Origin of the sequence: Skermanella stibiiresistens SB22 (assembly GCF_000576635.1) — a bacterium.
Lineage (GTDB): Bacteria > Pseudomonadota > Alphaproteobacteria > Azospirillales > Azospirillaceae > Skermanella > Skermanella stibiiresistens.
In genome coordinates this window covers 420,008-446,329 of the sequence record NZ_AVFL01000002.1, presented here as the reverse complement: position 1 = coordinate 446,329, position 26,322 = coordinate 420,008, and the positions used below count along the sequence as shown (strand labels likewise).

30 protein-coding genes are annotated in these 26,322 nt (G+C 65.5%); 12 read left to right on the top strand and 18 right to left on the bottom strand.

The genetic code is table 11. The features are described 5' to 3' along the window. Window positions 1-17: 17 nt before the first annotated feature. The 5 genes from N825_RS04725 (at window position 18) to N825_RS04705 (ending at window position 8,087) form a co-directional block, all read left to right on the top strand. Window positions 18-3,329, top strand: coding sequence for a DEAD/DEAH box helicase (locus N825_RS04725; protein ID WP_037447471.1), 3,312 nt, complete (start codon window positions 18-20; stop codon window positions 3,327-3,329). A 94-nt stretch (window positions 3,330-3,423) separates the two neighbouring features. Next, window positions 3,424-3,843, top strand: a complete 420-nt coding sequence (locus N825_RS04720; RefSeq protein WP_157618978.1) for a hypothetical protein — start codon at window positions 3,424-3,426, stop codon at window positions 3,841-3,843. A gap of 128 nt (window positions 3,844-3,971) precedes the next feature. Further along, entirely contained in the window at window positions 3,972-4,550 is a 579-nt protein-coding gene (locus tag N825_RS04715) for a YqaA family protein (protein WP_037447904.1), read from the top strand. A gap of 13 nt (window positions 4,551-4,563) precedes the next feature. Then, window positions 4,564-7,104 carry a protein translocase subunit SecD gene (gene secD / locus N825_RS04710; RefSeq protein WP_037447465.1) on the top strand — a complete coding sequence of 847 codons (2,541 nt, stop codon included), beginning with the start codon at window positions 4,564-4,566 and terminating at the stop codon, window positions 7,102-7,104. Window positions 7,105-7,448: 344 nt separating this feature from the next. Next, on the top strand, window positions 7,449-8,087 hold the full coding sequence (locus N825_RS04705) for a TerC family protein (protein WP_037447462.1): 639 nt from the start codon (window positions 7,449-7,451) through the stop codon (window positions 8,085-8,087). 8 nt (window positions 8,088-8,095) lie between these two features. Here the strand turns inward: N825_RS04705 and N825_RS04700 are convergent, their stop codons facing one another. The 3 genes from N825_RS04700 to N825_RS04690 all read right to left on the bottom strand — a co-directional run bounded on the left by N825_RS04700 (window position 8,096) and on the right by N825_RS04690 (window position 9,370). Continuing rightward, window positions 8,096-8,428 carry an ArsR/SmtB family transcription factor gene (locus N825_RS04700; protein ID WP_037447458.1) on the bottom strand — a complete coding sequence of 111 codons (333 nt, stop codon included), beginning with the start codon at window positions 8,426-8,428 and terminating at the stop codon, window positions 8,096-8,098. 76 nt (window positions 8,429-8,504) lie between these two features. Beyond that, on the bottom strand, window positions 8,505-8,927 hold the full coding sequence (locus N825_RS04695) for a YeeE/YedE family protein (protein ID WP_037447456.1): 423 nt from the start codon (window positions 8,925-8,927) through the stop codon (window positions 8,505-8,507). A 5-nt stretch (window positions 8,928-8,932) separates the two neighbouring features. Further along, window positions 8,933-9,370, bottom strand: a complete 438-nt coding sequence (locus N825_RS04690; RefSeq protein WP_037447453.1) for a YeeE/YedE family protein — start codon at window positions 9,368-9,370, stop codon at window positions 8,933-8,935. A gap of 104 nt (window positions 9,371-9,474) precedes the next feature. On the opposite strand from N825_RS04690, the gene N825_RS04685 reads away from it, so the two are divergent. The 3 genes from N825_RS04685 to N825_RS04675 all read left to right on the top strand — a co-directional run bounded on the left by N825_RS04685 (window position 9,475) and on the right by N825_RS04675 (window position 10,792). Beyond that, window positions 9,475-9,834: a carboxymuconolactone decarboxylase family protein gene (locus N825_RS04685; RefSeq protein ID WP_037447451.1), complete on the top strand. Its 360-nt coding sequence runs from the start codon at window positions 9,475-9,477 to the stop codon at window positions 9,832-9,834. A gap of 1 nt (window position 9,835) precedes the next feature. After that, window positions 9,836-10,507, top strand: coding sequence for a Crp/Fnr family transcriptional regulator (locus N825_RS04680; protein WP_037447448.1), 672 nt, complete (start codon window positions 9,836-9,838; stop codon window positions 10,505-10,507). Between the two features lie 84 nt (window positions 10,508-10,591). Continuing rightward, entirely contained in the window at window positions 10,592-10,792 is a 201-nt protein-coding gene (locus N825_RS04675) for a YgaP family membrane protein (protein WP_037447445.1), read from the top strand. Between the two features lie 18 nt (window positions 10,793-10,810). On the opposite strand, the gene N825_RS04670 is transcribed toward N825_RS04675, so the two are convergent. The 11 genes from N825_RS04670 to N825_RS04620 form a co-directional block, all read right to left on the bottom strand. After that, the gene (locus N825_RS04670; RefSeq protein WP_037447442.1) at window positions 10,811-11,194 is read right to left on the bottom strand and encodes a YbbN family protein; all 384 of its coding nucleotides are present in this window, start codon (window positions 11,192-11,194) and stop codon (window positions 10,811-10,813) included. Between the two features lie 20 nt (window positions 11,195-11,214). Further along, window positions 11,215-11,541 (bottom strand): heme-degrading protein HmuQ, encoded by a 327-nt coding sequence (gene hmuQ, locus N825_RS04665; protein ID WP_037447439.1) that lies wholly within the window; start codon window positions 11,539-11,541, stop codon window positions 11,215-11,217. Window positions 11,542-11,689: 148 nt separating this feature from the next. After that, window positions 11,690-14,764, bottom strand: coding sequence for an efflux RND transporter permease subunit (locus N825_RS04660; protein WP_037447437.1), 3,075 nt, complete (start codon window positions 14,762-14,764; stop codon window positions 11,690-11,692). A gap of 3 nt (window positions 14,765-14,767) precedes the next feature. Continuing rightward, window positions 14,768-15,862, bottom strand: coding sequence for an efflux RND transporter periplasmic adaptor subunit (locus N825_RS04655; RefSeq protein ID WP_084164329.1), 1,095 nt, complete (start codon window positions 15,860-15,862; stop codon window positions 14,768-14,770). A gap of 228 nt (window positions 15,863-16,090) precedes the next feature. Beyond that, window positions 16,091-17,062 (bottom strand): PQQ-dependent catabolism-associated beta-propeller protein, encoded by a 972-nt coding sequence (locus N825_RS04650; RefSeq protein ID WP_051511538.1) that lies wholly within the window; start codon window positions 17,060-17,062, stop codon window positions 16,091-16,093. 184 nt (window positions 17,063-17,246) lie between these two features. Continuing rightward, window positions 17,247-17,900 (bottom strand): response regulator transcription factor, encoded by a 654-nt coding sequence (locus tag N825_RS04645; RefSeq protein WP_051511537.1) that lies wholly within the window; start codon window positions 17,898-17,900, stop codon window positions 17,247-17,249. Then, complete coding sequence (locus N825_RS04640; RefSeq protein WP_037447431.1) at window positions 17,890-19,299, bottom strand: histidine kinase; 1,410 nt, start codon at window positions 19,297-19,299, stop codon at window positions 17,890-17,892. The genes N825_RS04645 and N825_RS04640 overlap by 11 nt, the downstream gene beginning before the upstream one ends. A gap of 97 nt (window positions 19,300-19,396) precedes the next feature. After that, the gene (locus N825_RS04635) at window positions 19,397-19,999 is read right to left on the bottom strand and encodes a DUF2076 domain-containing protein (protein ID WP_037447429.1); all 603 of its coding nucleotides are present in this window, start codon (window positions 19,997-19,999) and stop codon (window positions 19,397-19,399) included. Between the two features lie 46 nt (window positions 20,000-20,045). Further along, complete coding sequence (locus N825_RS04630; RefSeq protein WP_037447426.1) at window positions 20,046-20,768, bottom strand: Bax inhibitor-1/YccA family protein; 723 nt, start codon at window positions 20,766-20,768, stop codon at window positions 20,046-20,048. Window positions 20,769-20,815: 47 nt separating this feature from the next. After that, window positions 20,816-21,568: an anti-sigma factor family protein gene (locus tag N825_RS04625; RefSeq protein WP_051511536.1), complete on the bottom strand. Its 753-nt coding sequence runs from the start codon at window positions 21,566-21,568 to the stop codon at window positions 20,816-20,818. A gap of 3 nt (window positions 21,569-21,571) precedes the next feature. After that, the gene (locus N825_RS04620; RefSeq protein ID WP_037447890.1) at window positions 21,572-22,087 is read right to left on the bottom strand and encodes a sigma-70 family RNA polymerase sigma factor; all 516 of its coding nucleotides are present in this window, start codon (window positions 22,085-22,087) and stop codon (window positions 21,572-21,574) included. A gap of 135 nt (window positions 22,088-22,222) precedes the next feature. Between N825_RS04620 and N825_RS04615 the strand changes: the two genes are divergently transcribed. After that, the gene (locus N825_RS04615; RefSeq protein ID WP_037447423.1) at window positions 22,223-22,537 is read left to right on the top strand and encodes a hypothetical protein; all 315 of its coding nucleotides are present in this window, start codon (window positions 22,223-22,225) and stop codon (window positions 22,535-22,537) included. Between the two features lie 195 nt (window positions 22,538-22,732). Here the strand turns inward: N825_RS04615 and N825_RS04610 are convergent, their stop codons facing one another. From N825_RS04610 to N825_RS04600, 3 genes are all read right to left on the bottom strand, one after another. Then, window positions 22,733-23,122, bottom strand: coding sequence for a YjiS-like domain-containing protein (locus tag N825_RS04610; RefSeq protein ID WP_037447420.1), 390 nt, complete (start codon window positions 23,120-23,122; stop codon window positions 22,733-22,735). Between the two features lie 110 nt (window positions 23,123-23,232). Beyond that, complete coding sequence (locus N825_RS04605; RefSeq protein ID WP_157618975.1) at window positions 23,233-23,523, bottom strand: hypothetical protein; 291 nt, start codon at window positions 23,521-23,523, stop codon at window positions 23,233-23,235. Between the two features lie 109 nt (window positions 23,524-23,632). Beyond that, window positions 23,633-24,025: a DUF1127 domain-containing protein gene (locus tag N825_RS04600; protein WP_037447416.1), complete on the bottom strand. Its 393-nt coding sequence runs from the start codon at window positions 24,023-24,025 to the stop codon at window positions 23,633-23,635. Window positions 24,026-24,266: 241 nt separating this feature from the next. On the opposite strand from N825_RS04600, the gene N825_RS04595 reads away from it, so the two are divergent. Both N825_RS04595 and N825_RS04590 read left to right on the top strand, forming a co-directional pair. Further along, window positions 24,267-24,803 carry a glycine cleavage system transcriptional repressor gene (locus tag N825_RS04595; RefSeq protein WP_037447414.1) on the top strand — a complete coding sequence of 179 codons (537 nt, stop codon included), beginning with the start codon at window positions 24,267-24,269 and terminating at the stop codon, window positions 24,801-24,803. A gap of 17 nt (window positions 24,804-24,820) precedes the next feature. Further along, window positions 24,821-25,231: a DUF5872 domain-containing protein gene (locus tag N825_RS04590; RefSeq protein ID WP_198038176.1), complete on the top strand. Its 411-nt coding sequence runs from the start codon at window positions 24,821-24,823 to the stop codon at window positions 25,229-25,231. A 309-nt stretch (window positions 25,232-25,540) separates the two neighbouring features. Here the strand turns inward: N825_RS04590 and N825_RS04585 are convergent, their stop codons facing one another. After that, window positions 25,541-25,753 carry a DUF1127 domain-containing protein gene (locus N825_RS04585; protein ID WP_037447412.1) on the bottom strand — a complete coding sequence of 71 codons (213 nt, stop codon included), beginning with the start codon at window positions 25,751-25,753 and terminating at the stop codon, window positions 25,541-25,543. 266 nt (window positions 25,754-26,019) lie between these two features. On the opposite strand from N825_RS04585, the gene N825_RS04580 reads away from it, so the two are divergent. Beyond that, the gene (locus tag N825_RS04580) at window positions 26,020-26,298 is read left to right on the top strand and encodes a hypothetical protein (protein ID WP_037447410.1); all 279 of its coding nucleotides are present in this window, start codon (window positions 26,020-26,022) and stop codon (window positions 26,296-26,298) included. The last annotated feature ends 24 nt before the right edge of the window (window positions 26,299-26,322 follow it).

Here is a 26,322-nt window from a genome sequence, read left to right as displayed (position 1 = left end):
ACTCAGCCAAAAGATTCATGTCACTGGTCAACCACACTGCGCGGGCCTCATCGCCTGCCGGCGCCCCGGTTCCGTTTGCCGAAGAGGACGTCTCCCGCCTCTTCGATCAGAAGACGCTTCAGCGTGCCCGTAGCTTGCTGCTGGCGGGCGGAGCGGTCCTGACGGCGGCTCGCGACCATATCGGCGCCACCGTGAACGATCTTGGCCGAAATCACACGGTGCTGATCGTGCCGGTCAACCGCAATCAGCGCGTCACGCTGGAGCGGAGCTGCACCTGCGGGCGTCCGGCCTGCGCCCATATGGCGGCGACCGCCCTGCTCGCGCTGGACAGCCGCCCTGAATGGCGACGGCCGGTCCAGCCGTCGTTGCTGGATGTCGTGCCTAAGAAGCCGGCGGCAGCCCCGTCGGCTCCACCCGCCACATCGCCAGCCGTTCCCGCGCCGCCCTCCGGGGTTCCGCAAGCCTATTGGACGCTGGAACCGGGACAGGGTGACAACGCCCTGTACGTGACGACCAGCCTGATCGCCGACGGCGCCGCCGAACGGCCTTCGACACCACGCGAAGTCATCGACCAGGTAGCCGGGATCGACCAAGCCGGACCTGACCGCACGGTGGCCCGTCTGCTCGGCGCCGGAGCGCTCGTCCGCACGCCGATCGCCAAAGGCAGGGCCGATGCCGTCGACAAGCTGCTGCGCTGCGTGCTGGCGACGGGCCGCGCCCGCTGGCATACCGGCGTGGCGCTGACCGGCGGCCCCAAGCGCGTGGTCCGCGCCTTCCGGGATCCCGGAACGGGCACCCTGCGCCCGACCGGTTTGCCGGAGGGCGGCGTGCTGCTCAAAGGTCTGGGGCACTGGTGCGTCGATCCCACCGTCGGGCATGTCTGCCCGGTCGACCTGCAGATCGTGACCATGCCCAAAAACGCGACGCCGTTGCCGACCAAACCGGCTCCGGTCAAGCCGACGGCCAAGTCCAAGCTCATGGCCCGCAAGGCCCTGCGCACGCCGGCGCCGAAGCTGGTGGCGCCCGATCCGCCGCCCCGGCCGGTCCGCTCCGACCCCGCCGTCATCGTCGAGCGCAGCCCCGGCATCATCGCCAGGCTTGGCCGCGTGGTCTCGCTCGGTGAGGGGATGATCGACATCCTCCGGCTGTCGTTCGACTATGGCGAGCCGGACCAGCCGGCGGAGATCGATACCGACGACCAGCGGCAATTCGCCCGCATCGAAATGCCGGAAGGGGCGCCCGTGTTCGCCCGCCGTGACAAGCTGGCCGAACAGGAGGCCATGCTGAGGCTGGCCAAGCTTGGTTTCGCCCAGCTTCGGATCGACCCGCCTAAGGGATCACTCAACGATCGCGGCACCCGCGTCCACCGGATGACCGGCAAGGACACCGACGCCGCCTGGCGGACCTTCTTCACCACCCACGTCCCGGCGCTGGAAGCAGAGGGCTGGACCATCCACATCGGCGCCGATTTCGGCACGCGCATGGTCGAGTCGGCGGGTGAGGTCGGCATCGTGGTCCGCGATGCCGGCGAAGGCTGGTTCGACATGGAGGTCGGCGTCGAGATCGAGGGTCAGCGCCGGTCGCTGCTGCCGATCCTGGCGCGCCTGATCGACCGTGGCGGCATGTCCGCGATGCGGGTGATCGACGGCATGGCCCATGTCATGCTGGACGACGGCAGCGTGCTCGCCGTCCCCGCCGACAGGATCAAGCGGCTGTTCAGCGTGCTGGAAGCGATGCTGGAGACCGGCCGCCGGTTCGACGAGAAGCTCCAGGTGCCGATCGGTGAGGCCGACCTGCTGCTGGACATCGACGACCTGGTATCACGCCGCGCCGACGAGACCACCCAGATCGAGGCCTTCCTGCGCAAACTGCGCGACGACGAGACCTTGCCGGAGGTCGCCGTCCCGGCGGCGTTCAAGGGCGACCTCCGCGACTATCAGCGGACCGGCCTCGCCTGGCTGCAGCATCTGGCCGCGAACAACGTCGCCGGCATCCTCGCCGACGACATGGGCCTGGGCAAGACCGCGCAGACGCTGGCCCATATCGCGCTGGAGCACGAGCTTGGCCGGCTGACCAACCCGTGTCTGGTGGTGGTGCCGACCAGTCTGGTGCCCAACTGGGTCAACGAGGCGAAGCGCTTCACCCCCCACCTGCGGGCCCTGGTGCTCCATGGCCTGGACCGTCACGAGCGGCGTTCCGAGGTGGCGTCGGCCCAGATCGTGATCACGACCTACGGTGTCGTCGCCCGCGACGTCGACCTGATGCGGGATTGCGACTGGCATCTGGTCGTCCTGGACGAGGCGCAGGCGATCAAGAACCCCGATTCCAGGTCCACCCGCGCCGTCTGCGCGCTGCGCGCCAATCACCGCCTGTGCCTATCGGGCACCCCGGTCGAAAACAACCTCGGGGAGCTGTGGGCGCAGTTCGCCTTCCTGATGCCGGGCCTGTTGGGCGACCGCAAGGACTTCCAGAAGCGGTTCCGAACGCCGATCGAGAAGCGCGGCGACGCGACGCGGGCCAGCCTGCTGGTTCGGCGGACCCGCCCCTTCCTGCTGCGGCGAACGAAGTCTGAGGTGGCCAAGGAACTGCCGCCCAAGACCGAGGTCATCCGGCATATCGAGCTGGACCAGGAGCAGCGCGATCTCTACGAGACGATCCGCCTGTCGGTCCACGAGAAGGTACGGGCCGCCATCGCCAACAGCGGCTTGTCGGGCAACGCCATCACGGTGATCGACGCCCTGCTGAAGCTTCGTCAGGTCTGCTGCGATCCCCGGCTGGTCAAGATCCCGGCGGCCGCCGCCGTCCGGGAGAGCGCCAAGCTGGAAAGCCTGATCGAGATGGTGAGGGAGATGGTGCCGGAAGGCCGCCGCATCCTGATCTTCTCGCAGTTCACGTCGATGCTGGACCTGATCAAGCCCGAGTTGCGCAAGGCCGAGATCCCCTTCGTGGAGTTGACGGGAGCGACCCGCGACCGCAACGACCCGGTCGAGCGTTTCCAGCGCGGCGAGGTCCCGGTCTTCCTGATCAGCCTGAAAGCGGGTGGCCGAGGCCTCAACCTCACCGCCGCCGACACCGTGATCCACTACGACCCGTGGTGGAACCCAGCGGCCGAGAATCAGGCGACCGACCGCGCGCACCGGATCGGGCAGGACAAGCCGGTCTTCGTGTACAAGCTGATCGCCGCCGACACGGTGGAGGAGCGGATCCTGGAGTTGCAGCGGCGCAAGGACAATCTGGCCGCCGCGACGATCGAGGGGACCGCCCTGTTCAGCACCCTGGCGACAGGCGACATCGATTACCTGTTCGGTGACGCCGACGAACCGGAGTGAGCCAGGTAGCCCATGCCGAGGTTGGCCAGATAAGTCTGGTTTGGGGTTGGGCGCGCGTGTAGTTTGCGCCCAACCTCCTCCAGCCGTGAGTGTGATGCCGGACTTACAGGAATGCCGCGCCCAGACAGGCACGAGTGTCAGAGCCGTCGCTCTGGCCTTGATCGCTTGCCTGTTGTCGGCATTCTGCTGGTCATCGGCCAAGGTCGGATCTGCCGCCGACGAAGCGGCGACGCCGCCGCGCCAGACTTCCGGCGGCGCCGCGGGCGCTGGTGGCGGCGACGCGGTGGCGGACGGCAAGTTCACCCTGCCCCGCCAACTCTTCGTCGAGGCATCCAGATCGACTCCGCGCGACCCGCCCTTGCCGGAACGGGTCTTCGACATCGCGGCCCCGGCGGCCCAGGTGATCGCGTGGGCGCGGCTGGCATCCTCGGCTGGCGATCCCGCTCCCGCTCCCACGCACGGTGTCGGCCGGTCGACTCCCCGGATTCCCACCGGGCCTCCAGCCCTTTCCTGACGGTCCCCAGGGGCCGTCGAGCGCGCGATGCCTTGCCGCTCCAAGGGCTGGCGGCGCTCCCGATGACCATCCTATCGCCTCATCGCGCTGGATCCCCGATCCCCGCGCCTTTCGCCCGTGGAAACATCTTGCTCGAACGAACCTACCAATGGGCGTTGGCGAAGGCCGGAAGTCCGGCCGGCACCCTCTGGCTTTGCATGATCTCCTTCGCGGAAAGCTCGTTCTTTCCGCTGCCGCCCGATGTGTTGCTGGTGCCGATGGTGCTGGCCCGGCGGGACCAATGGTTCCGGCTGGCCCTGCTCTGCACCCTGTCTTCCGTCGTCGGCGGGATCGTCGGCTATGGCATCGGGTATTTCCTGTACGAGGCGATCGGGCAATCGATCGTCGGCTTCTATCATCTGGAACGGGAGTTCAACGCCTTCCAGGACGGTTTCCGTGAATACGGCGCCTGGATCCTGCTGGCCAAGGGACTGACCCCGATCCCCTACAAACTGCTGACCATCACCGCTGGCGTGGTGAAGCTGGGCTTTCCGGTCTTCATCATCGCCTCGATCATATCGCGCGCGGGCCGCTTCTTCATCGTGGCGGGCCTGCTCCATCGTTACGGCGCGCCGATCCAGGAATTCATCGAGGGCAGGCTGAAGCTGGTCAGCCTGCTGTTCCTGGTCCTCGTCGTCGCCGGCGTCGCGATGATCAAGCTGGTCTGAGGAAAACCCCACCATGCTTCATTTCTCCAAGGCGAAGATCTGGATGATCGCGGCGGTCTGCGCGCTGGGCGTCCTGTTCACGCTGCCGAACTTCATCCCGCAGGGAGTGCTGCCCAACTGGTTGGGTCAGCATCGCGTCAATCTCGGCCTCGACCTCCAGGGCGGCTCCTACCTGCTGCTCGAGGTCGACATGGACAGCGTCGTCCGCGAGCGGCTGGAAAGCGCTCTCGACAACGTGCGGACGGGCCTGCGGACGGCGAACATCCGCTACACCGACCTGGCGGTCCGCGACCGGGCGGTCACCTTCACGCTGCCGGATCCCGGACAGTCGGAGGCCGCGCGCGCGGCGCTGGGCGATCTGCTCGGCACCGGCGTCAGCCAGACGCAGCGGGATTTCGCCTTCTCGTCCGACAATGGCCGGGTCCGGCTGGACTTCACCGACGCCGCCGTCAGCGACCGGGCGTCGCGCGCGGTCGAGCAGTCGATCGAGATCGTCCGCCGACGGATCGACGAGACCGGCGTCAACGAACCGGTGATCGCGCGTCAGGGCAGCAACCGCATCCTGGTCCAGCTGCCGGGCGTGAGCGATCCCGACCGAGTCAAGCGCCTGCTTGGCCAGACCGCCAAGATGACCTTCCACCTGCTGGGCGACGAGACGGTGGCCCCCGGCAGCGCCGCCCCTCCGGGCACCCAATGGCTGCCGTCGGTCGATCCGGCATCGCGCGGACAGCAATATCTGGTTCGCCGCAAGATCGAGGTCGATGGTGCCAGTCTGCTCGACGCCCGCCCCGGACAGGACCAGCGCAGCGGCACCTGGGTGGTCAACTTCGAGTTCGACGGGCCGGGCGCCCGGCGCTTCGGCGAAATCACGCGGCAGAACGTCGGCCGGCCCTTCGCCATCGTGCTCGACGGCAAGGTGATCAGCGCCCCGGTCATCCGCGAGCCGATCACCGGCGGCCGAGGCCAGATCAGCGGTAACTTCACCACCCAGTCGGCCAACGACCTCGCCGTCCTGCTACGCGCCGGAGCACTCCCCGCGCCGCTGACGATCATCGAGGAACGGACGATCGGGCCGGATCTCGGCGCCGATTCGATCCGGGCCGGCATCATCGCCTGTATCGTCGGCTTCGTGCTGGTGGTCAGCTACATGATCATGTCCTACGGGCTGTTCGGCGTCTTCGCCAACGTGGCGCTGATCTTCAACCTGTTCCTGACGGTCGCCTGCCTGTCCGTGCTCCAGGCGACCCTGACGCTACCGGGCATCGCCGGCATCCTGTTGACGCTCGGCATGTCGGTCGACGCCAACATCCTGATCAACGAACGCATACGCGAGGAGTCTCGCCGGGGCCGGTCGGCCTTCGCCGCCATGGAAACCGGCTTCACCCGCGCCTTCGCCACCATCGTCGACAGCAATCTGACGACGCTGATCAAGATGGTGCTGCTCTACGCCGTCGGCACCGGCACCATCCGCGGCTTCGCGGTCACCATCAGCCTGGGCATCATCACCTCGATGTTCACGGCGACGGTCGTGGCGCGTCTTCAGATGGTGACATGGCTGAAGCGGGTCCGGCCGAAGGTGCTGTCGGTCACCACCGGCTTCCGGCTGGCCCCGGATGACACCAAGATCCACTTCATGCGCGGCAAGCGGATCGGCCTGATCGTTTCTGTCCTGCTCAGCCTCGCGTCGATCGGCCTGTTCTTCAAGCCGGGGCTCAATTACGGCGTCGATTTCGCCGGCGGCATCGTGATCGAGATCCGCACCGAACAGCCCGCCGATTTCCCCGAGCTCCGCGAGAGCTTGGCCCAGCTCAACCTGGGACCCGTCCAGCTCCAGCAGTTCGGCCAGCCGACCGACGTGCTGATCCGGTTCGAGCGTCAGCCCGGCAACGAGGCGGCCCAGCAGCAGGCGGTCAAGGCCGTTCAGGACAAGCTGACGTCCGAGTTCCCCGGCACGACGATCCGGCGGGTCGAATCGGTCGGAGCCTCGGTCAGTGGCGAGCTGTTCCACCAGGGCATGCTGGCGCTCGGCCTCGCCGCCATCGCGATGCTGATCTACATCTGGTTCCGCTTCGAATGGCAGTTCGGCGTCGGCGCGGTCATCACCATGCTGCTCGACGTGACAAAGACGATCGGGTTCTTCGCGCTGACCGGCATGCAGTTCAACCTGACCGCCATCGCGGCGATCCTGACGATCATGGGCTACTCGATCAACGACAAGGTCGTCGTCTACGACCGTGTCCGCGAGAACTTGAGGCTCTACCGTAAGATGCCCCTGGGCGAGTTGATCGACCGCAGCATCAACGAAACCCTGGGCCGGACGATCGGCACCTCGGTCGCGATCTTTCTGGCGACCCTGCCGCTGGCCCTGTTCGGCGGCGAGGCGCTCCAGGAATTCGCCATCGTTCTGCTGTTCGGCGTGGTGCTGGCGACCTCGTCGTCGATCTTCATCGCGGCGCCGATCCTGCTCTATCTCGGCGAGCACCGTCTGCGGCGGAACGCGGCGGAAACCGCCGGACCCGCCGCGCCGGAAACCGGGACGTCGAGCGTTCCCTGACCAGGGAGCTTTCATCCCGCTCGGTTGTTTAACCTATCGGGCCGACAATCCCTCGGCCCGACAGGTGACAGCGCGGAGGAAACGACATGAACGGCGACGAGGCCCCCAAGGACGTTCCGACCACGACTCCCGAGCCACCCCCTGGCGATGACATTCCCGGACCAGGATCCGGGCTCCGGACGCCACCCTCGGCGATCGAACGCGGCTTGCGCGAGGCCGCCGACGTATTTCACCCTTCAAGCGAGCCTCCAACCAAAGACAAACCAGTCCCCTGATTTCCCCGGTTGAACTGTAAGCCGAGCTTTGATATCGGCGGCCACGCCTCAAACAAGGAAAACCGGGAAGTGGAAGATTTTGGGCTGTGGCCGCAGCTGATCGCCTTGGGCCAGGTGATCGCGATCGATCTGGTGCTGGCCGGCGACAACGCCATCGTCGTCGGCATGGCGGCCGCCGGGGTGCCGGCGGATCAACGCCGCAAGGTGATCTTCTGGGGCATCGGCGCCGCCATCATCCTGCGCATCTTCTTCGCCCTGGTGACGACACAGCTTCTGGCGATCATCGGCCTGACCTTGGCCGGTGGTATCCTGTTGCTATGGGTGTGCTGGAAGATGTTCCGCGAGTTGCGGGAGCGTGGGAAGGATGAAACATCCCCCGACGGTGCGCTGGAACGGAACGCTTCGGCGTCCGGCAAGACGAAGACCATCGGCGCCGCCATCTGGCAGATCGTGGTCGCCGATGTCTCCATGTCGCTCGACAACGTGCTGGCGGTCGCCGGCGCCGCCAAGGAGCACCCGGTGGTCTTGGTGATCGGATTGCTGCTGTCGGTGGCATTGATGGGAGCCGCCGCCAACCTGATCGCCCAAATCCTGCATCGCCACCGCTGGATCGGCTGGTTCGGCCTCGCGATCATCACCTATGTCGCGGCCGAGATGATCTACCGCGGCAGCCAGGAAGTGGCCCAGCACACGACCATGTTGTTCTAGGCCGTCGTTCAGGAAACGGGAGGCGGACAGAACTGGCGTTGTAGTTCGGCCAGGATCGGCCGCACCTTCTCCGAGGTGATGCGGTAATGGATGACGGTGCCCTCGCGCCGGGTCGCGACCAAGCCCTCCTCACGAAGCAGCGCCAGATGCCGGGACAGGTTCGATTGGGTCAGGCCGAGCGTCCGCAGCAGGTCGCCGACGGCGGCCTCGCCGTCGAGCAGACGGCAGAGGATCATCAACCGGTGACGGCTCGCGATCGAGCGGAGGAAGACCTCCGCCTCGGCGGCGTTGGCCTCGAGCAAGGCCGCGTCGACCAGGGAGGCGTCCGCTTCAGTCTCCATCGCCAAATCCAGTTCCCGTGATACCAAATCCCTCTCCGACCCTAACGCGCGACACTCCGCCGCGTCACGAGCCCAATCAACCGTTCCGCCTCCAGGACGAAAAATCGTGGGCCACCATACCGACCGCCATGGCGACGACGAAGATCCAGGTGGCGGACTGACCGTAAACCAAGGCCGCCAGCGCTGGACCCGGACAATAGCCGACCAACCCCCAGCCCGCTCCGAACAGTAGGGCTCCCAGGATCAGCTTGCCGTCGACCGCCGTCCGAGTCGGCGCCGAGAAGCGGTCGCCGCGGAGGGGGCCATCGCGCCGGCGCGCCAGCTTGAAACCGAGGGCGGTGACCGGGATCGCCGCCGCCATGACGAAAGCCAGGCTCGGGTCCCAATCACCGGCGATATCCAGGAACGCCAGGACCTTGGCCGGTCCAATCATTCCGGAGATCACCAGTCCGGCACCGAACAGCAACCCGGCCGCCAATCCAACGAATAGCGAAGCCATGATAATCAAGCTCCCAACACGTGGCGCGTGATGAAGACGACCGCCACGGCGGTCGTCATGAACAGGCTGGTCGCGACCACGGATCGCTTGGAGGCTCGGGCCAGTCCGCAAACGCCATGCCCACTGGTGCAGCCAGCGCCGAGACGTGTGCCGAAACCCACCAGCAAGCCAGCTGCGATCAGCACCAGGGCCGGTGCGTCGGAAGGTGCGGGTTCAACGATTCCGCCCACCGTATCGACGAGGATCGGAGCGGCAAGCAATCCCACCAGAAAGGCCGCGCGCCAACCCAGATCATGTTTTTCCCCTCCCGCCATACTGGCGAGAATGCCCCCCACGATGCCGCTGATACCCATGATCCTCCCGACGCCCAACCAGAGCGCCACGGCGGCGGCACCTATCAACGCGCCGCCCATCGCCGAAGATGCCGGCGTGAATCCATCCATGATGCATTACCCGATCATAATTGATACTTGCATCATATATCATAAAACGTTAGCGTGACAAGCGCGATCCTTTCATCGTCGCAGTCGAACCAAGGAGATCCGTCATGTCCGAAAGCTGGACCAACACCACCGTGGAACTGTCCGCCGCCATCAAGGAACTGCGGGGCGGAGCGCCTGAGGTCATGAAGGGCTTCTCCGCGATGGCGCAGGCCGCGCTGAAGGCGGACGCGCTCGACACCAAGACGAAGGAACTCATTGCCTTGGCGATCGCCGTCGCCACGCGCTGCGATGGCTGCGTCGCCTTCCACGCCGAGGCGGCCGTCAAGCAGGGCGCCACCCGCCAGGAGGTTCTGGAGACGATGGGTATGGCGGTCTACATGGGCGCCGGTCCGAGCGTCATGTACGCCGCCCAGGCCCTGGAGGCCTATGACGAGTTCCGCGATGCCAAGGCTCGTGGCGCCTGACATGACCGAGACAGGCTGGCTCGAGGCGCTGCCGGACCTTCGGCCGCTCGACGAGCCGGCCCGTGCCCTCCTCTCCCGCGAGGCGGCCCGGGTCGAGTTGAAGCCCGGCACCGTGCTGTTCCGGCCCGGCGATGTCTGCGCCAACTTCCTGATCGTGCTGGCGGGATCCGTCCGGGTGCATCTGCTGTCAGAACTGGGGCGCGAGATCGTGCTGTACCGGGTCACCGCCGGCTCGACCTGCATCCTGACCACCTCCTGCCTGATCGGCCGGGAGGACTACAGCGCGGAGGGGGTGACCGAAACCGCCGTGTCCGCGGTGGCCTTGGCGAAACCGGCGTTCGACGCGCTGGTCGCGGCGTCTCCGGTTTTTCGGGATTTCGTGTTCCATGGCTTCGGGACTCGGCTGACCGATCTGATGCGTTTGGTCAGCGAGGTCGCGTTCGGCCGGATCGAGTGCCGGTTGGCCGAAGCCTTGATCCGGCACGCCCCGGTGGGGGGCACGGTGCCCCTGACGCATCAGGTGCTCGCCACCGAGCTTGGGACGGCGCGGGAGGTCGTCAGCCGGCAGTTGAAGGAGTTCGAGCGCCTCGGGCTGGTCGGGCTTGGCCGGGGCCGGCTGGAGGTGCTGGATACCGCCGGCCTGCGTGATCTCGCCGCGGCCGCGTCTGGCTGAACCTCATGGTGACTTAGTCACTGAGCGGGTGACGGCGACGGGCGATCCTCTCGACACGGCCCCTGAAACGAGAGGAAAACCGCCATGTCCCTGCCAAAGAATCTCGGAACGATAGACCGCGCGCTGCGGATCGTCGCCGGCCTCGTCCTGATCTCCCTGGTCTTCGTCGGCCCGCAGACACCTTGGGGTTGGATCGGCGTCGTACCGCTGCTGACAGCCTTCGTCGGCTTCTGCCCGGCCTATGTCCTGCTGGGCCTCCGCACCTGTCCGATGAAGCACGGCTGAGGCCCGCGCTGCCGAGTCTCAGGTCGCCGATATCCGGCGCAGTTGCTGGGCGATCACGTCCAGGAAGGCGTCGGGTCCCGGCCAACTCGTGATCTTGCCCAACTGCCGGCGTCCATGGAACAGGAAGAAGACCGGGATGCCATGGACGCCGAAGCGGGTCGCCATGTCGAAGTCATCATAGACGTTGTCATGGAACCAGCGGATGTCGGCCAACTGGAAACGCTCCGGCGCCACCATCATCGCCCGTTTGGCGATGTCGCAGTTGGGACAGTTCCGCCCCCATAGGAACAGGATCGTCAGAGGCTGCGTGGCCTCCTCAGCCAGCGCCGCGTCAAGCTCGGCGCTGGCGATCGGACGCATCGGAAAACGATTGAAAAAGTCGGAAAGCTGGGCGTCGGCCAAGTCTACAAGTTCCTCGTCATTCAGTCGGCGTTGGGATTGGTCACGGTCTGGATGACCTCGAAGCCCTCGAATTCCGGATGACCCAGATACATCGGCTTGTTGCCGCCGGCCCCCTTGTGGGCGTCACGGAAGGCCTCGGACCGGGTCCAGCCGAGGAAATGCTCCTCGGACTTCCAAATGGTGTGGGAGCTGTAGAGCCGATGGTCGTCGCGCTGCGGCCCCCGCAGCATGTGGAACTCGACGAAGCCGGGGACCTTGTGGAGATGGCTCTCGCGGTTCAGCCAGACCGCCTCGAAATCGCTTTCCGCTCCGGGCAACACCTTGAACCGGTTCATCGCGATGAACATACCGTCGCTCCTCTTGCCTTGCCGCGGCGCCGATCCGCCGACGGCTCATTCCCTGCCAGACATGTCGCACCCAGGGACGTCCTGGCAAGGGCGAATGCGCGGGAGCAACGATCCGCCGCGCCACCGGCCAATGGCCGTTCCAGCGAGCCTATTCCGCCGGGGCGGCGTGTGGCGCCTCGAAATCCTCAAGGCGCGCCACCGACCTTTGCCGGGTCATCAGGGTATACATGGTCGGCACGACGAACAGCGTCAGCAGCGTACCAAGCGACATGCCGCCGACGATCACCCAACCGATCTGCTGCCGGCTCTCGGCGCCCGCCCCCGTCGCCAGGGCCAGCGGCAGCGCCCCCAGCACCATGGCGCCAGTGGTCATCAGGATCGGCCGCAGGCGCAGCACGGCGGCCTCGATCACGGCATCCAGCTTGGCCCTGCCCTCGTCCTGAAGCTGGTTGGCGAATTCGACGATCAGGATGCCGTGCTTGGTGATCAAGCCGACCAGCGTCACCAGCCCGATCTGGCTGTAAACGTTGAGGGTGCCTCCGGTGAGATAGAGGGCCAGCAAGGCGCCGGTCATCGAGAGCGGCACCGTCAGCATGATCACGAAGGGATTGACGAAGCTCTCGAACTGCGCGGCCAGCACCAGATAGATGAACCCCAGGGCCAGCACGAAGACGAAGATCAGGCTGGACCCGGCGTCGCGGAATTCCCGGCTCTGCCCGGCATAGTCGACCTGGACACCCTGCGGCAGCACCTCGTCCGCAGCCTGCTCCATGAAGGCGATGGCCTCGCCCAGGGAGACGCCGGGGGCCGGGGTGGCGCTGATCGTGGCGGCGCGAAGCTGGTTGAATCGATTGAGTTCCTTGGGCGCCACGACCTCTCGGACCTCGACTAGGTTGGAAAGCTGGATCATGGCGCCATCGCCACCCCGGACATAGATCTGGCTGAGGTCGCGTGGCGTGGACCGGTCGGTTTCCCCCAACTGGACATAGACGTCGTATTGCTCGCCGTTGCGCTCGAACCGCGTGACCTGCCGGCCACCCAGCAGGCTTTCCAGCGTGCGGGAGACCACGTCGACCTGGATGCCGGCGTCGGCGATCTTGTCCCGGTTGACCACCACGTCGAGCTGGGGTTTGTTCAATTTGAGGTCGCTGTCGACGTTGATCAGGCCGGTGTTCTGGGAAATCCGCTCAAGCATCCGATTAACATAATCCTCCAACTCCTTGTAGGTGCCGGAGGTTTGGATGACGAACTCGACCGGCTTGCTACCGCCGCGCTGACCCAGGGAGGGTGGATTGAGCGCGAACACGCTGATGCCCGCGATCTTGGACAGCTTGGACTGAAGCTGCGCGACGATGTCCTGCTGCTTGCGGTCGCGGTCGTCCCAATCCCGGAGGCGGGCGAAGGCCAGCGTCCTGGTCACTTCCGGCACGCCGGAGATCACGATGTAGCTCTGGATCTCGGGCACGCTCGCGAAGACCCGTTCCAGCTCCCGGCCATAACGCGCGGTGAAATCGATGGTCGAGCCTTCCGGCGCCACGCCGATCGCCTGGATCAGGCCCCGGTCCTCGACCGGCGCCGTCTCCGACTTCAGTGACAGGAACAACACGACGCTGGCCCCGGCCACGCCCACCGCGAGCAGCACGATCAGCGGGCGGGCGCGCAGGCTGGCGCGCAACACCCGGTCATAGCCATTTCCCATGGCGACGAAGAAGCGTTCGAGGGAGTTATAGAATCGTCCGTGGCTCTCGTGCCCCTTGAGCAGCTTGGAGCACATCATCGGCGTCAGGGTCAGCGCCACGAAACCGGAGACCAGGACGGCGCCCGCGAGCGTCAGCGCGAACTCCAGGAACAGGCGGCCGGTGCGCCCCGGCGCGAAGGCGACCGGCGCGTAGACGGCGGCCAGGGTCAGCGTCATGGCGATGACGGCGAAACCGATCTCCCGCGTGCCGACCAGCGCCGCGTGGACCGGCCGCTTGCCCATCTCGATGTGCCGATAGACGTTCTCCAGCACCACGATGGCGTCGTCCACCACCAGCCCGATCGCGAGCACCATGGCCAGCAGCGTCAGCGTGTTGATGGTGAAACCCGCCGCGTACATCAGGGCGAAGGTGGTGATCAGCGACACCGGGATCGTCACCACCGGGATGATGGTCGCGCGGACCGTCCGCAGGAAGAACAGGATGACCAGCACGACCAGGATGACGGCCTCCAGGATCGTGTGGAACACCGCCTGGATCGAGCGGTCGATGAACACGGCGCTGTCGTTGACGATCTCGGCCCGCATGCCCTCGGGCAGGTCCTCCAGCAGTCTCGGCAGGGTCCGCCTGACCGCCTCCGACACATCGAGCGGATTGGCGGTCGCCTGCTTGATGATGCCGATCGCGATCGAGTTCTGGCCGTTGGAGCGGCTGACCCGGCGCTCGTCGGCCGCGCCGAGCTGGACCGTCGCGATGTCGCGGACTCGGACCGGGAAACCATCCGCCACCTTGACCACGATATTGCCGAATTGTTCCGGCTCCACCAGTCCCGTGCGGGACAGCACCGTGAACTCGCGGTCGGAGCTTTCGACCCGGCCGGCCGGCACCTCGATGTTCTGGCCACGCAGCGCCGACTCGACATCCTGGACCGTGAGGTTGTAGCCAGCCAGCCGCGCGCGGTCGATCCAGATCCGCATGGCGTAGCGGCGCTCGCCCAGGATCTGGACGTCGGCGACACCGGGCAGGTTCTTGAAACGGTCGACGACGTAGCGGTCGATATAGTCGGTGATCTCCAGCCCTGACAGGCGGTCGCTGGTGAACGGCATGGTGATGATCGGCTGCGCGTCCGCCTCGACCTTGGCGATGATCGGCTCGTCGATCTCGTCCGGCAGACGGCCGCGCACGCGGCCCACCCGATCGCGCACGTCGCTCGCCGCCACGTCGGGATTGATGTTCTGGCGGAAGCGGACCGTGATCCGGCTGCTTTCCGGCCGGCTGACCGAGGACAGCACGTCGATCCCCTCGATGCCGGCGATCGAGCCTTCCAGCACCTGCGTGACCTGGCTCTCGATGATCTCGGCGGAGGCTCCGATATAGGTCGTGTTGACCGAGACGACCGGCTCGTCGATGTTGGGATATTCCCGGACGGTCAGGCGATCGTAGCTGACCACGCCGAGCAGGATCAGGATCAGGCTCATCACCGTCGCGAAGACGGGACGCCGGACGCAGATGTCGGAAAGGGTCATGCCTCAGACGCCGGGCTGGCCGTTGACGATCTCGACCGGGCCGCCGGCCCTCACCCGCTGCTGGCCTCCGGTCACGACCACGTCGCCGGGAGACAATCCCTCGACCACCTCGACCTCGCCGGCGCGGCGCTGGCCAAGCTTGACGTCGACCCGCTGGGCCTTACCCTCCTGGATGCGGAAGACGTAGCGGCTATTGCCCTCGGGCACGACCGCCGATTCCGGGATCATGATGGCGTTGTCGCGGCTGGCGGCCGAGATGCCGACGCGGGCGAACAGGCCGGGCCGCAGAACCTGATCCTGGTTCCGCACCAATGCCCGCAGCTTGAGCGCGCGGCCGTTGACGTCGAGTTGGGGATCGATCGCGTAGATCTCCCCCTCGAAGGTCCGGCCAGCGAGCGCGTCGGTGCTAAGCGTGATCTTCTGACCGACCCGGATGTTGGCGAGTTGGGTTTCGGGCACCCGGAAATCGACCTTGAGCGGGTCGATCGATTGGAGGGTGACCAGCGTGTCACCGCGGCTGACGAATTCACCCTTGCTGACCGAGCGCAATCCCAGCACGCCATCGAACGGTGCCCGCAGGACCGTCTTGTCCAATTGGGTCTGTGCCAGCTGGACGGAGGCGCGGGCCGATTGCAGGGCGGAGAACGTCTCGTCCCGGGTCCGCTGGGTTCCGGATCGCTGCCTCAGCAGAGTATCGGCGCGCTCGAAATTGGCTTCGGCCAAGCCCAGTTCGGCGCGCGCCTTGGCCAATTCCGCCTTGAGGATCGAGTCGTCCAGCCGGACCAGGATCTGCCCCGCTTGGACGGGGGTGCCCTCGCGAAACAGGATCTCCGCCAGCGTCCCCTCGATCTCGGGTGCCAGGGACATCGCCTCCGCCGGCTCCAGGGTGCCGACCGCGTCGATGACCGACGTTATGCGGTCGACCTTGACGGGGGCCGCTTCGACGGCGGGGGGTGGTGCCTGCCGCCTGCCCTGCTGCTGTCCTTGCGCGTGCGCCACGTCGGAACGCCAATAGGTCGTACCGAGCACCGCCGTGACGATGGCGATCACGGCCACCAGGAGACCGGCCAATTTCATCGAGGGGTCAACCTTTGTCATCAATCGCCCAGTAGCAGGCGGGCTGGATCGGAGCACGCCAAATTACGACCGCCAACGCTCCGCGTCGACGGCATCGCCATTGAACCCAATATTGATGACTAGAGTGTGTCTACCAGTGCCTCTCGTGTAACAAAGTGTAACGCCGCCTCGAAGAAAAAACCCGGACCGTCTCGCGACGATCCGGGGTGAAAGTGACGAACTCGGTTACGCTCAAAGACACGGCGCTCGCTACGGTCTCACGACCACACCCCATGGCGCGCCGCCAACCGGGATGGATTTGATGACCTTACTGTTCTCGACGTCGATCACGCTGATGTCGCTGCTGACGCCGTTGGTCGAGTAAAGCCGCTTCTCGTCGGGGGAGAGTGCCAGGTTCCAGACGCGCTGGCCGACGAGATGATACTTGCGGACCTCGAACGTGGCCGGGTCGACCTCGGCCACCCTGTTGCTGGGTCCGAGCGCCACGAAGGCCCGTTTCATGTCCTTGGTGATCTGGATGCCGACCGGCTGGATCGCCTCCTTGGAGACGCCGGTCACGGCGAATTCGATCTTCTTGACCGGCTGGCGCGTGGCGCTGTCGATCACGCTGACGGTGCCGCCGATCTCGGCCGATACCCAGACGTGCTTGCCGTCGGAGGTGAACTCGGCGACGCGTGGGCGGCTGTCCACCAGCACGTTCGCGACGATCTCCTTGGTCGCGGTGTCGATGAAGTGGGCCATGTTGGTGGTCTCGGAGGTGTTGACCAGCAGCTTCCCATCCGGGCTGATGCCCATCCCCTCCGGCTCGACGCCGACCTGGATCTCCGCCACGACCTTGCGGGCCTTTGTATCGATGACCGAGACCATGTTGTCGTCCTCGTTGGCGACGTACAGCATGGCATCGGTCGGATGATGGACGAACAGTTCCGGATCGGGACCGGACGGCAGACGACCGACCACCTTGTTGGTCGCCAAGTCGATCACGTCGATCCGGTTCTCGTCGCCGATGCAGACGTAGAGATGCGTCATCTCGAGATTGAACGTGATGCCACGAGGCCGACGTCCGACGCGGATGGTGTCGGTGACGACCAACTTCTCACCATCCACCACCGAGATGGTGTTGTCCTTCTCGTTGGAGATATAAATCGTGTCGGCCGCAGCCGGGAAAGTGAATATCGCGGCCATTACGCCGCCAAGCAGCAACGGCTTCAATCCCACCATGTGACGATCCCTCCCGCGTACGATTCTTTGTTGGAGAGGAGCTTCCCGTCACCGTCGCGTTGAGGCAAGAACTTTTAATTAGTAACAGTGCTATTCTGCGAAGATCAGGCAGTCTTCACCTTGACCATTCCATTTACTCCCGGCTTGCCTTGCCGAATTTTCCCGACGAGCCCCTCGGGCGTTGTCATGGGTCGAGCCGACGCTCGACGGCGATGCGAATCAAATCGCGAATGCTGCCGGCGCGCAGCTTCGTCTTCATGATCGTGCAGGTGTTCGCGATCGTCTTGTAACTGACGCCCAGGCGTTCCGCGATGTCACCGATGGCCCCGCCGCGCCCCAGTTCGGCCAGGACGCGCAGTTCGCGGGGTGTCAGGTCGCGCAAGGGATCGCGGTTGGGCCCGTGGTTCATCAAGGCGACATCGCGCGCCATGTCGCGGCTGAGGTAGACGTCACCGGCCAGCACGCTCTCGACCGCCGCGACCAACTCCTCCGGAGCGTCATTCTTGGTGACGTAACCACGAGCCCCGGCATCCAGGGCGCGTGCCGCGAAGACGGGATCCTCATGCATGCTGAAAACCAGCACTCGCGCGTCCGGGTCAAGCGCGCGGATACTCGCCAGCAAATCCAGCCCGCTCATGTCCGGCAGTCCAAGGTCCAGCACGACGCAGTCCGGCTTTTCCGACCCATGGAGCTCGAGCGCCCGGGCGCCGTTCTCCGCCTCCAGGATCACGTGGCCCCCGGCGGACGCCAGCAACCGCCTGCACCCAGTCCGGACAACGGGATGATCATCGACCAGAAGAATCTTTCGAGCCCCGCCGGCGCCGGCTTCATCCACCATGTTTCCGCTCCTCAAAAAGCTCCGTGGATCGCTGGCCCACCGCGTCGGGGGAGACATCGGACCGGACGAACGGGATCATTCCCCGGACGACGACGCCACCCTCCGGCGGGGACAGGATGGCGATCGAGCCACCGAGCGCCGCGATCTGGTCGGACATGGCGTGGATTCCCATCCCGGCCGGACCACCGGACGCCAAGCCACGCCCGTCGTCGCGTATGCCGAAGTCGATGGATGACCCTGAGGCCGTGTCTACCACGGATCGGATCTCCACCTCGGCGCGGGTGGCGCCGGCGTGTCGCGCCACGTTCATCATGCTTTCCTGCACGACACGATAGAGGGTCACCGACGCGGTGTCGTCCAAGTCGTCGATCGCCCTGGCGGCCTCGTCCGGCAACGAGAGCCGCCAGTCGATGCCCGGCACGGTGCGGCGCCACCTGACCATCATGTCGGCCAGCACCGCGGAGAGCGGCAGGTGTTCGAGCGCCATGGGGCGGAGCTGGTCGAGCAAGCGCCGGCTCATGCGCTGGACCGCGTCGGTCAGTTCCAGCATCGTCTCGCACCGCTCCTCGACGGTGGTGGCTGTCGCGGCGGGAAGGTCCCGCGCGAGCTTGTCGAGGGAGCGGATCTCGACCCTCAGTCCGAACAGGCAGGGCCCAAGCTCGTCATGGATCTCACCGGCGACCCGCCGCCTCTCGGCCTCTTGTACCGCGATCAGCTTTCGGCCCAGTTCGCCGTTCCTCTCCTCGGCCAGCCGAAGGCCGGCCGCCAAGGCGTTGACGGTATCGCCGATGTTCCTCAGCTCGCGGATGCGGATGGGCTCCAGGCTGACTTGGTAATCCCGGCGTCCCAGCCGCTCCAAGGCACCCGACAGACGCGTCAGGGGCCGTAGCGCCCGGTCGATCGCGACCCAGGACAGGGCGACCGCGAGCACCGAGACCACGGCCAGGACCATCGCCAGATCGGAAAGGTCGGACCAGACCTCGGCAACCTCGTCCTCGGGGGCGGCGACCACAAGGACCCGGGCGGGCGCTCCGTCGGCCAGCCGCATCCTGATCTCCTGCTGCTTGTGTTCGGGAGCCAGCAGGTCCAGGAACCAGCCGGGCACGCGGGTCGCGACCAGGGCCGGCATGGAGGCGGCGGCACCGTCGGCCGCCACGGCGATCCTGACATGGCGCAAGGGCACCATCGCGACCGCCGAGCTGATCGCGTCTGCCGCCGATTTCTGGCCCGACGCTCCCGCCAGGGTCTGGATCACCAGCGCCGTCGCCAGTTCCATCCCGGCCGCCACCTCGGTCTCGACCGCCGAACGGGCATTCGCGACCATGGCGCCGCCCGCCGCCAGCAGCGACAGGACCAGCAACGACGAGAACAGAGCCACGAAACGGAGCTTGAACGACAAACCCGTGATCCTCGAGGGCTGAAACGATCCGGGGGCGCGGACAGGATGTCCACGCCCCCGGACGGAGAGTGCCTCAGCTCGGACGGTTATGGAACCGTCAGAATTCCTCGTCACCGCCGAAGAAGTCGCCACCGTCGTCGGGAGCGATCTCCTCGGGGATCTGCTCCTCGACGGCGCCGACGGCGTCTTCCGCCATCGCCTCGCCGCCCGAGAACATGCTGCCGAGCGCGTTGCCGATCAGCATGCCGCCGGCGACGCCCATGGCGGTCTGCATGGCGCCGGCCATGAAGCCTCCACCCTGGCGCTGCTGGTTGCGGGGATCGGCATAGGCCGCGACGCGCGGATCGCCGGGAGGCGTTTGGGCGGCTTGACCCCAGGGCGAGTTGCCGCGTGGGGCGGCGGCCGGTTGGCGCTGCGCGCCACCACCGAACAGGCTGCCGAACAGCCCGCCGCCACCGGCGGCGGCGGCCGGACGCTCTTGCGCCTCCTGTTCCAGTTGCTGGATGCGCGCCTGGGAAGCCGCCAGGGCCTGTTCCTGGATGACGATCGCTTGGGCCATCAGGTAGGGCGCCGCCGGCTGGCGGGCGACCTGCTCGCGGATAAACGACTCGGCCTGCGCGTCGCGGGGGCCGGACTGTGTCTCAGCCTGACGGAGCTTGCCAAAAAGCTCATCGATGATCTGGCGTTCGTTCTGGTCCATGATGATCCCGTTTGGAGTGATGTCAGGGTGACTGGTGCGGTCGGCCTTATTCCTCGCGCTGCCCGGTGAGCTGCAGCAGCATCTGGAACAGGTTGATGAAGTTCAGGTAGAGGCTGAGGGCGCCCATCACGGCCATCTTGGAGTTGGCCTCGTGACCATAGTGCTCGGCGTAGCTCTGCTTGATGTTCTGCGTGTCATAGGCGGTCAGGCCCGTGAAGACGACGACGCCGATCACCGAGATCGCGAACTGGAGCGCGCTCGACCCGATGAAGATGTTGACGATGCCGGCGATGACGATGCCGATCAGGCCCATGATCAAGAACGAGCCCATCTTCGTCAGGTCGGTCTTGGTCGTGTAACCCCACAGGCTGGTGGCCGCGAACATCGCCGAGGTGATGAAGAAGACCCGGGCGACGCTGGCACCGGTGAAGACCAGGAAGATCGAGGCCATCGAGACGCCCATGACGGCGCAGAAGGCCCAGAAGGTCATCTGGAGCGCCGACGACGACATCCGGTCGAAGCGCCAGGACAGCACGAAGATGAAGGCCAGCGGCGCCAGCATCACCACCCACTTGAGCGGCGTGGTGAAGATCGGCACGTAGAGCGCCGGGGTGCTCGCCACGAAGAAGGCGATGAAGCCGGTGATGGCGAGGCCGGCCATCATGAAGTTGTAGACCCGCAGCATGTGCTTGCGCAGGCCCTCGTCGAACGCGGCGCCGTCGACCGCGCGGCCGAAGGCGCCCTGCTGGTTGGGATACTGGTTGAACATGGTGGCTCCCTGAGCTCGATTGTCTTGGGAAGTTGGGTATGGATGGGTTAGCGGATGATCTGGCCGGCCAGCGTCAGGAGGTCTTCGCGGTCACGGGAACCTCCCAGGACATAGGCGTACCAACCGGACTGCCAGTAGACGACGGTGACGCCGTTGACCTCGTCGGCGCTGGGCGGCGCGATGATGAAGCTATCCGTCTCGGCGGCGAACAGCGTCAGGGGCTCGCCGCCTTTCGCGTGGAACAGCACCTGGACGGCGCTGCCTTTGGTCAAGGGCACCACGTGCGAGGTCACCGGCGCGAACCTGTCCGGCAGATGTGGCATCGGTATCGAGACGCTGTTTGCGATATCGGCCGTCTTGGGCCCGGACTTGATCGAAGGATCGGCATCCTCCACCAGCGCCAGCCGATGAGCTTCCACGGCCTCGCCGGCGAAAGCCGGCGGAATGTGCGCCGCGGAGGCCGGATCGGCTCCCAGACCGCCGAAGGTCGCGTGGGCCAGCCAGCCGGCTCCTATCAGGACCGACGCGGCGATGGCCCGTCGGCTTCGATGGAGCGCCATCCTCAGGCTGAGACGCCTACCGAGCCGTTCGACCGGAAGGATCACCCGGTCCAGGGGAGCCTCGGCGGCGACCTCGGTCAAGACCAGCCGAAGCTCGTCGCGCCGGCATAGGTCGTCCATGACCTGCGCCGCGAGTTGGGGATTGCGCGACAGGTGCTCCTCGACCTCGATGCGGCGCTGGGCGTCGAGTTGATCGTCGACATAGGCCATCAGGTCGAATTCGCAGATTGGTTCGGTCATGGTTCACCTCACCAGACGCAGGACTGGTTTGTCATCGGCCGCGGGCGGCGTGGACGCGGATCTCAGGGCCTCGCGCGCCCTGGCCACCCGTGACATCACAGTGCCGACCGGCACGCCCAGCAGTTCGGCGGCGTCCTTGTAGCTGAAGCTTTCGACGGCGATCAGGACCATGACCTCGCGCTGCTCGTCCGGGAGCCGCATCAGCGACGCGATGGTCTCGCTGAAGTGGACGCGGGAGAACTGGGAAGCCGGCGCGCTGCCGTCGGACAGCGACGCCAGTTCCCCCGCGACCTCGCCTTCCAAGGCTCGGCGGCGCGAGAGCGACGCGTGGGTGTTGCGCATGATGCCGAACAGCCATTTCCGCAGGTCCCGGCGCGGGTCCCACGAGGCAGCGCCCTCGATCGCGCGGGCGAGCGTTTCCTGGACCAAGTCGTCGGACTGGTCTGATTTGCCGGTCAGCGCCAGGGCGTAACGGCGGAGCGGCAGCATGTGGTCTTTGAGCAGCGGGTGCATGGTCATCATCTCGTTCCGCACATATTCGCGCGACGCGACGATTTATTCCCGAGCCGTGAAAAATCCGGAAAATTCCGATGGCGGCTGCGCGCCTCCACAAGGCTCCTTTGAAAACGGTCGGCAGCATCTTAGATTGGCAGCATGACACATATTGACGACCGCAGGCTGGATCGCCGTTTTGAGCGCCTCGAGCGCCAGTTGCCTGCGAAGGCGGCCCGTGTCCTACGCTGGCTGCGCGATCCGCGGGCTACGTGGGTCCGAATCCCCGTTGGCATTCTCTTGGTGATCGGCGGCATCTTCAGTTTCCTGCCGATCCTCGGCATCTGGATGCTGCCGCTGGGCCTGCTGCTGCTGGCGCAGGACATTCCCTTCCTCAAGCGCCCAACCAGCAGGGCGATGATCCGCATCGAGCGCCGCTGGGTCGAGTGGCGCCGCAAGCGGGCGGCCAAGGCCTGATCGGCGGGCCGGCACGGAGGAGTGGCCGAACGCGAATAGGGGGAGCGCCGGCGTCAGCGGCGCTCCCCCTTTTGGGTTCGGCGGTGTTCCTGCTCGCTCAGGCGAACAGGAAACCGACATTGAGCATGACCAGGCAGATGATCGCCCGGAGCAGGATCTCGGTCTCGAGGGCGGAGTTGGTCATCGGCGCGACCCTCAGGCCGCGAGACGACGGCGGACGAACTTGACGCGGCCCGCCTTGAATTCCTCGAGGTCGCCCCGGCTGACGCCGATATCGGCCAGATCCTCGTCGCTCATCGCGAGCAAGGTGCCGAGGTCCGAGTGGCGAACCAGATCGCCGGAATACCGGCGGTTCGCGACGGCGTCGATCTTGTCGCGCTCGATCCCGATGTCGCTCAAGGACCGATCGCTCAACCGACCCAGCTGCGCCTTCGTCTGATAGGCGCCCCAATACTGGTTCAGGAACATGGAAACCTTGGCGACGATGGTCCCGGCGAAGGACGTCCGGGCGGACTTGGCACGGACTCCCGAGAACCCGGAAATCGTCGGCTGGATCATCTCATAAGAGTTTGGATAGGCGGTCATTCGGTCGCTCCCAAAACGGTGATGGCAGCGCTTCTCTCCCAGTGTTGTTCTTTGGCGCTCATCTCGCGGACACCGTCGCCGAAGCCATGATGGCTCCGGGACTTGGAAACTCAGTTGCCGAAGTTGCCGCGCAAGGCACCCAGGCTGTTCAGCCCGCCAGCGCCGACGCTGATACCGTTACGGCCTTCAAGCGCCTCGGAACTCCAGGCGAGATTGCCACGGGTGACATCGATTTCCTGAAGGTCGCGTGGCGACAGCGCGTCGAACTCGGCCCGCGCGCGGCGTTCCTCGCGACGAGCCGCGGCGCGGTGGCGCCAGTTGGCGAAACCCTCGGCGCAGTGCTGGCTCACCGAATGGAAAAAGCCGGCGAAAGAGGGTTGGGTCACGTTCATGTTAAGCATAGTGCCGTTCCTTATCAGGTATGGACGGCGCCTCGCTCCCAGAGAATCGATACTTTGCTGTTCTTCATGACGAACACCCATGACACCAGGGTGTGGTGGTGGGGTCGTATCAGTGGCTTTCGCGTAGGGCGCCGAAGGTTCCGGTGGACTTGGGGCCGCGCTGGGTATTGGCGGGCTTTCCCAATTTCACGCTGTTCTCGGCTTCGCCATAGGCGATGCGGACGATGTCGCCACGATACAGGCCCATGTCCTTCAGGTCGGTGTCGGAGAGCTGCGACAGTTCCGAATACGTCGAACGAAACTCGCGGTACTGGCTCCAGATCCGACCCAACTGCTTAATGAAGTTCATGACTCGATCTCCGACGTGAGTGGCGCCGGCGAGGTCGATCTCCTCGCCAAAGCTGGGGTTGACAATGGTCGCATCCTTGTGTGGCGCGCCTTTCCCCCCGGCTGGGCATGGCTCTTGATCGGCCTGATGCTTAGTAAGGTAGGTTTCACCCATGACGCTTGCCAGCGTTTATGCTGCATAGCAGCATTGATTGGGGTGGTGTGACCATTTTGTCAATGATAACGGTGCGTTAACCAGTTTCAAGATGACGCTGCGGTGCAACATTCAGCCCTTGGAATCACCCGCGTGGGGGAACTTTCCGCGTCCATTTGACGGAACCGGCGGACGGCATATAGGTTCAGGTGTCGACAAGCCACAAGCCCTAGAACGGCGAACCGAATCACGGGAGATTAGAATGTCCTCCAACAAGCCCATCCTGGCCTTGGTATCGATCCTGGCGGCTGACCGCGTAGGCTTGGTATCGGCGATCGCCGGCCGCCTCTATGATCATGGCATCAACCTGCGCGACACGACATTCGCGGCGATGGGGCAAGGCGCCGATTTCAGCGCTGTGTGCGAGTTGCCGGACGATCTGGGGCTCGACGAATTGGAACGCGACCTCGCCTCGCTGCCCGAACTGGAGGACGCGCGGGTCGAAGTGACCGGCTATGAGTTCGAGGCCACCCCAGGTCCCGAGGGTCGCGTCACCCACACGATCGAACTCAGCGGCGGCGATCAGTTGGGCTTGATCGCCCGCATGGCCGAGGTCTTCCGCGAATACGGCGCCAACATCGTCCGCCTGGAGGCCCAGACGATCCAGGAGGCCGGTGGCGACCGCTACGTCACCCGCTTCGCCGTCAACATCCCGCCCGCGCGTATGGAAATCTGCCTCTCGGCGGTGGCCAACACCGCCGGCAGCCTTAGACTTGATTGCGACGTCAAGGAGGCGTGAACAGCGGAGATGCGGGCATGGCGAACACGGCACGTCGAACCGACCCGGAGCTATGGGAGCGGGTCAAGCGGGAGGTGACCGAGGGCGAAAAGGGCGGCCATGCGGGTCAGTGGTCGGCCCGCAAGGCCCAATTCGCCGTACAGGAGTACAAACGCCAAGGCGGCGGGTACGAAGGCGGAAAGAAGAAGGACAACAGCCTAAACAAGTGGACCGAAGAGGATTGGGGAACCAAGTCGGGAAAGAAGAGCGGCGACACCGGCGAACGGTATCTGCCCAAAGAGGCCCGTGAAGCCCTCAGCCCGGAGGAGTATCGGCGCACCACCGCCAAGAAGCGAAGCGATACGCGGAAGGGAAAGCAATTCTCGGATCAACCGACCGATGTCGCCAAGAAAACCGCTAAGCATCGCCATGCCGACACGGGCAAGTGACCAGAAGGAACGGCTGTCGCTCCGTCATCCGGGACCAACTGTCCCATTCGATTGTATTAATTCATTTGGTCTGTGACAGTCCCGCTCGCGAAAAGCGGCCGAGGCTGGCCCGGCCGCCTTCGCGACAGAGGGAGTGGAACGATGCCGAAACATCGGTTCTCTCTCCGGGTTGGGTTCACGACGTTTGGGCTTTAAGCCCTCATCGTCCCGAGCTTCTAACCAGGAGCCGGCGCCGGGGTAGCCGCCCCGCCGTCCACCCTCGAAAGATAAAACGAAACCGTGGTGGTTTCAACGGTCCCGTTTCGTGAGCTAGCGTCCGAAGCGGACGGCGTGGTGGATATCGCCGCGGCTGAGGCCGAGATCCCGCAACTCGCGATCGGTCATCGCGTTCAACTCCCGCTCGGCCTTGTCGTAGCCACTGGCTTCCGAGCCATCGTCATGCGGCGCCCGCGTGAACAGGCCGCGCAGCATGTCGAGAAGGCTGGTGCGCCCTGCGGGCATCAGAAAATCGTAGGTGGTCATCACTTGCCTCGTTTCAGGGGAACAAATTCAGGTTGGTGTTCCCGTGAACAGACTTATGCTGCACTGCGATAAGCATCAAGAAGGTGAGCTTTGCTCCCTTTCATCATCCGCCGCGCGCTTTCCGCATGGCTGACGGATCCGCCCTGTCGCGGCCGGCGGAGGGGCATCGGCGACAGCATAAGCTTGATGATGGACAAAACCGCGGGATAGGTTGAACCCATCGCGGCGATGAGATGTTTCAGCATCCGCAGGTAGGGGAGGCGACCATGGCTATTCGCAAGGCCAACGCGGGCGGTTCCGCCAAATCGATCGCCCAGGTCACCGGGGAGACCATCGAGCGCGACCGGCTGCGTTCCGAGATCGACCGGTTGCGCCAAGAGGTGGGCACGCTGACCCAGCGGTTGGAGGATGCCAACGACCAGCGTGTGGCGGACGCCGAGCGCCGGCAGGTCGAGATCGACCATCTCGAGGATACGGTCAGGCGCCTGCGGACCGAGTTGGACGAGGCGAGACGGCCATGGCTCGCCAGACTTTGGCGGAAGTGATAGCCAGGCCAAGCGGCTGACGCG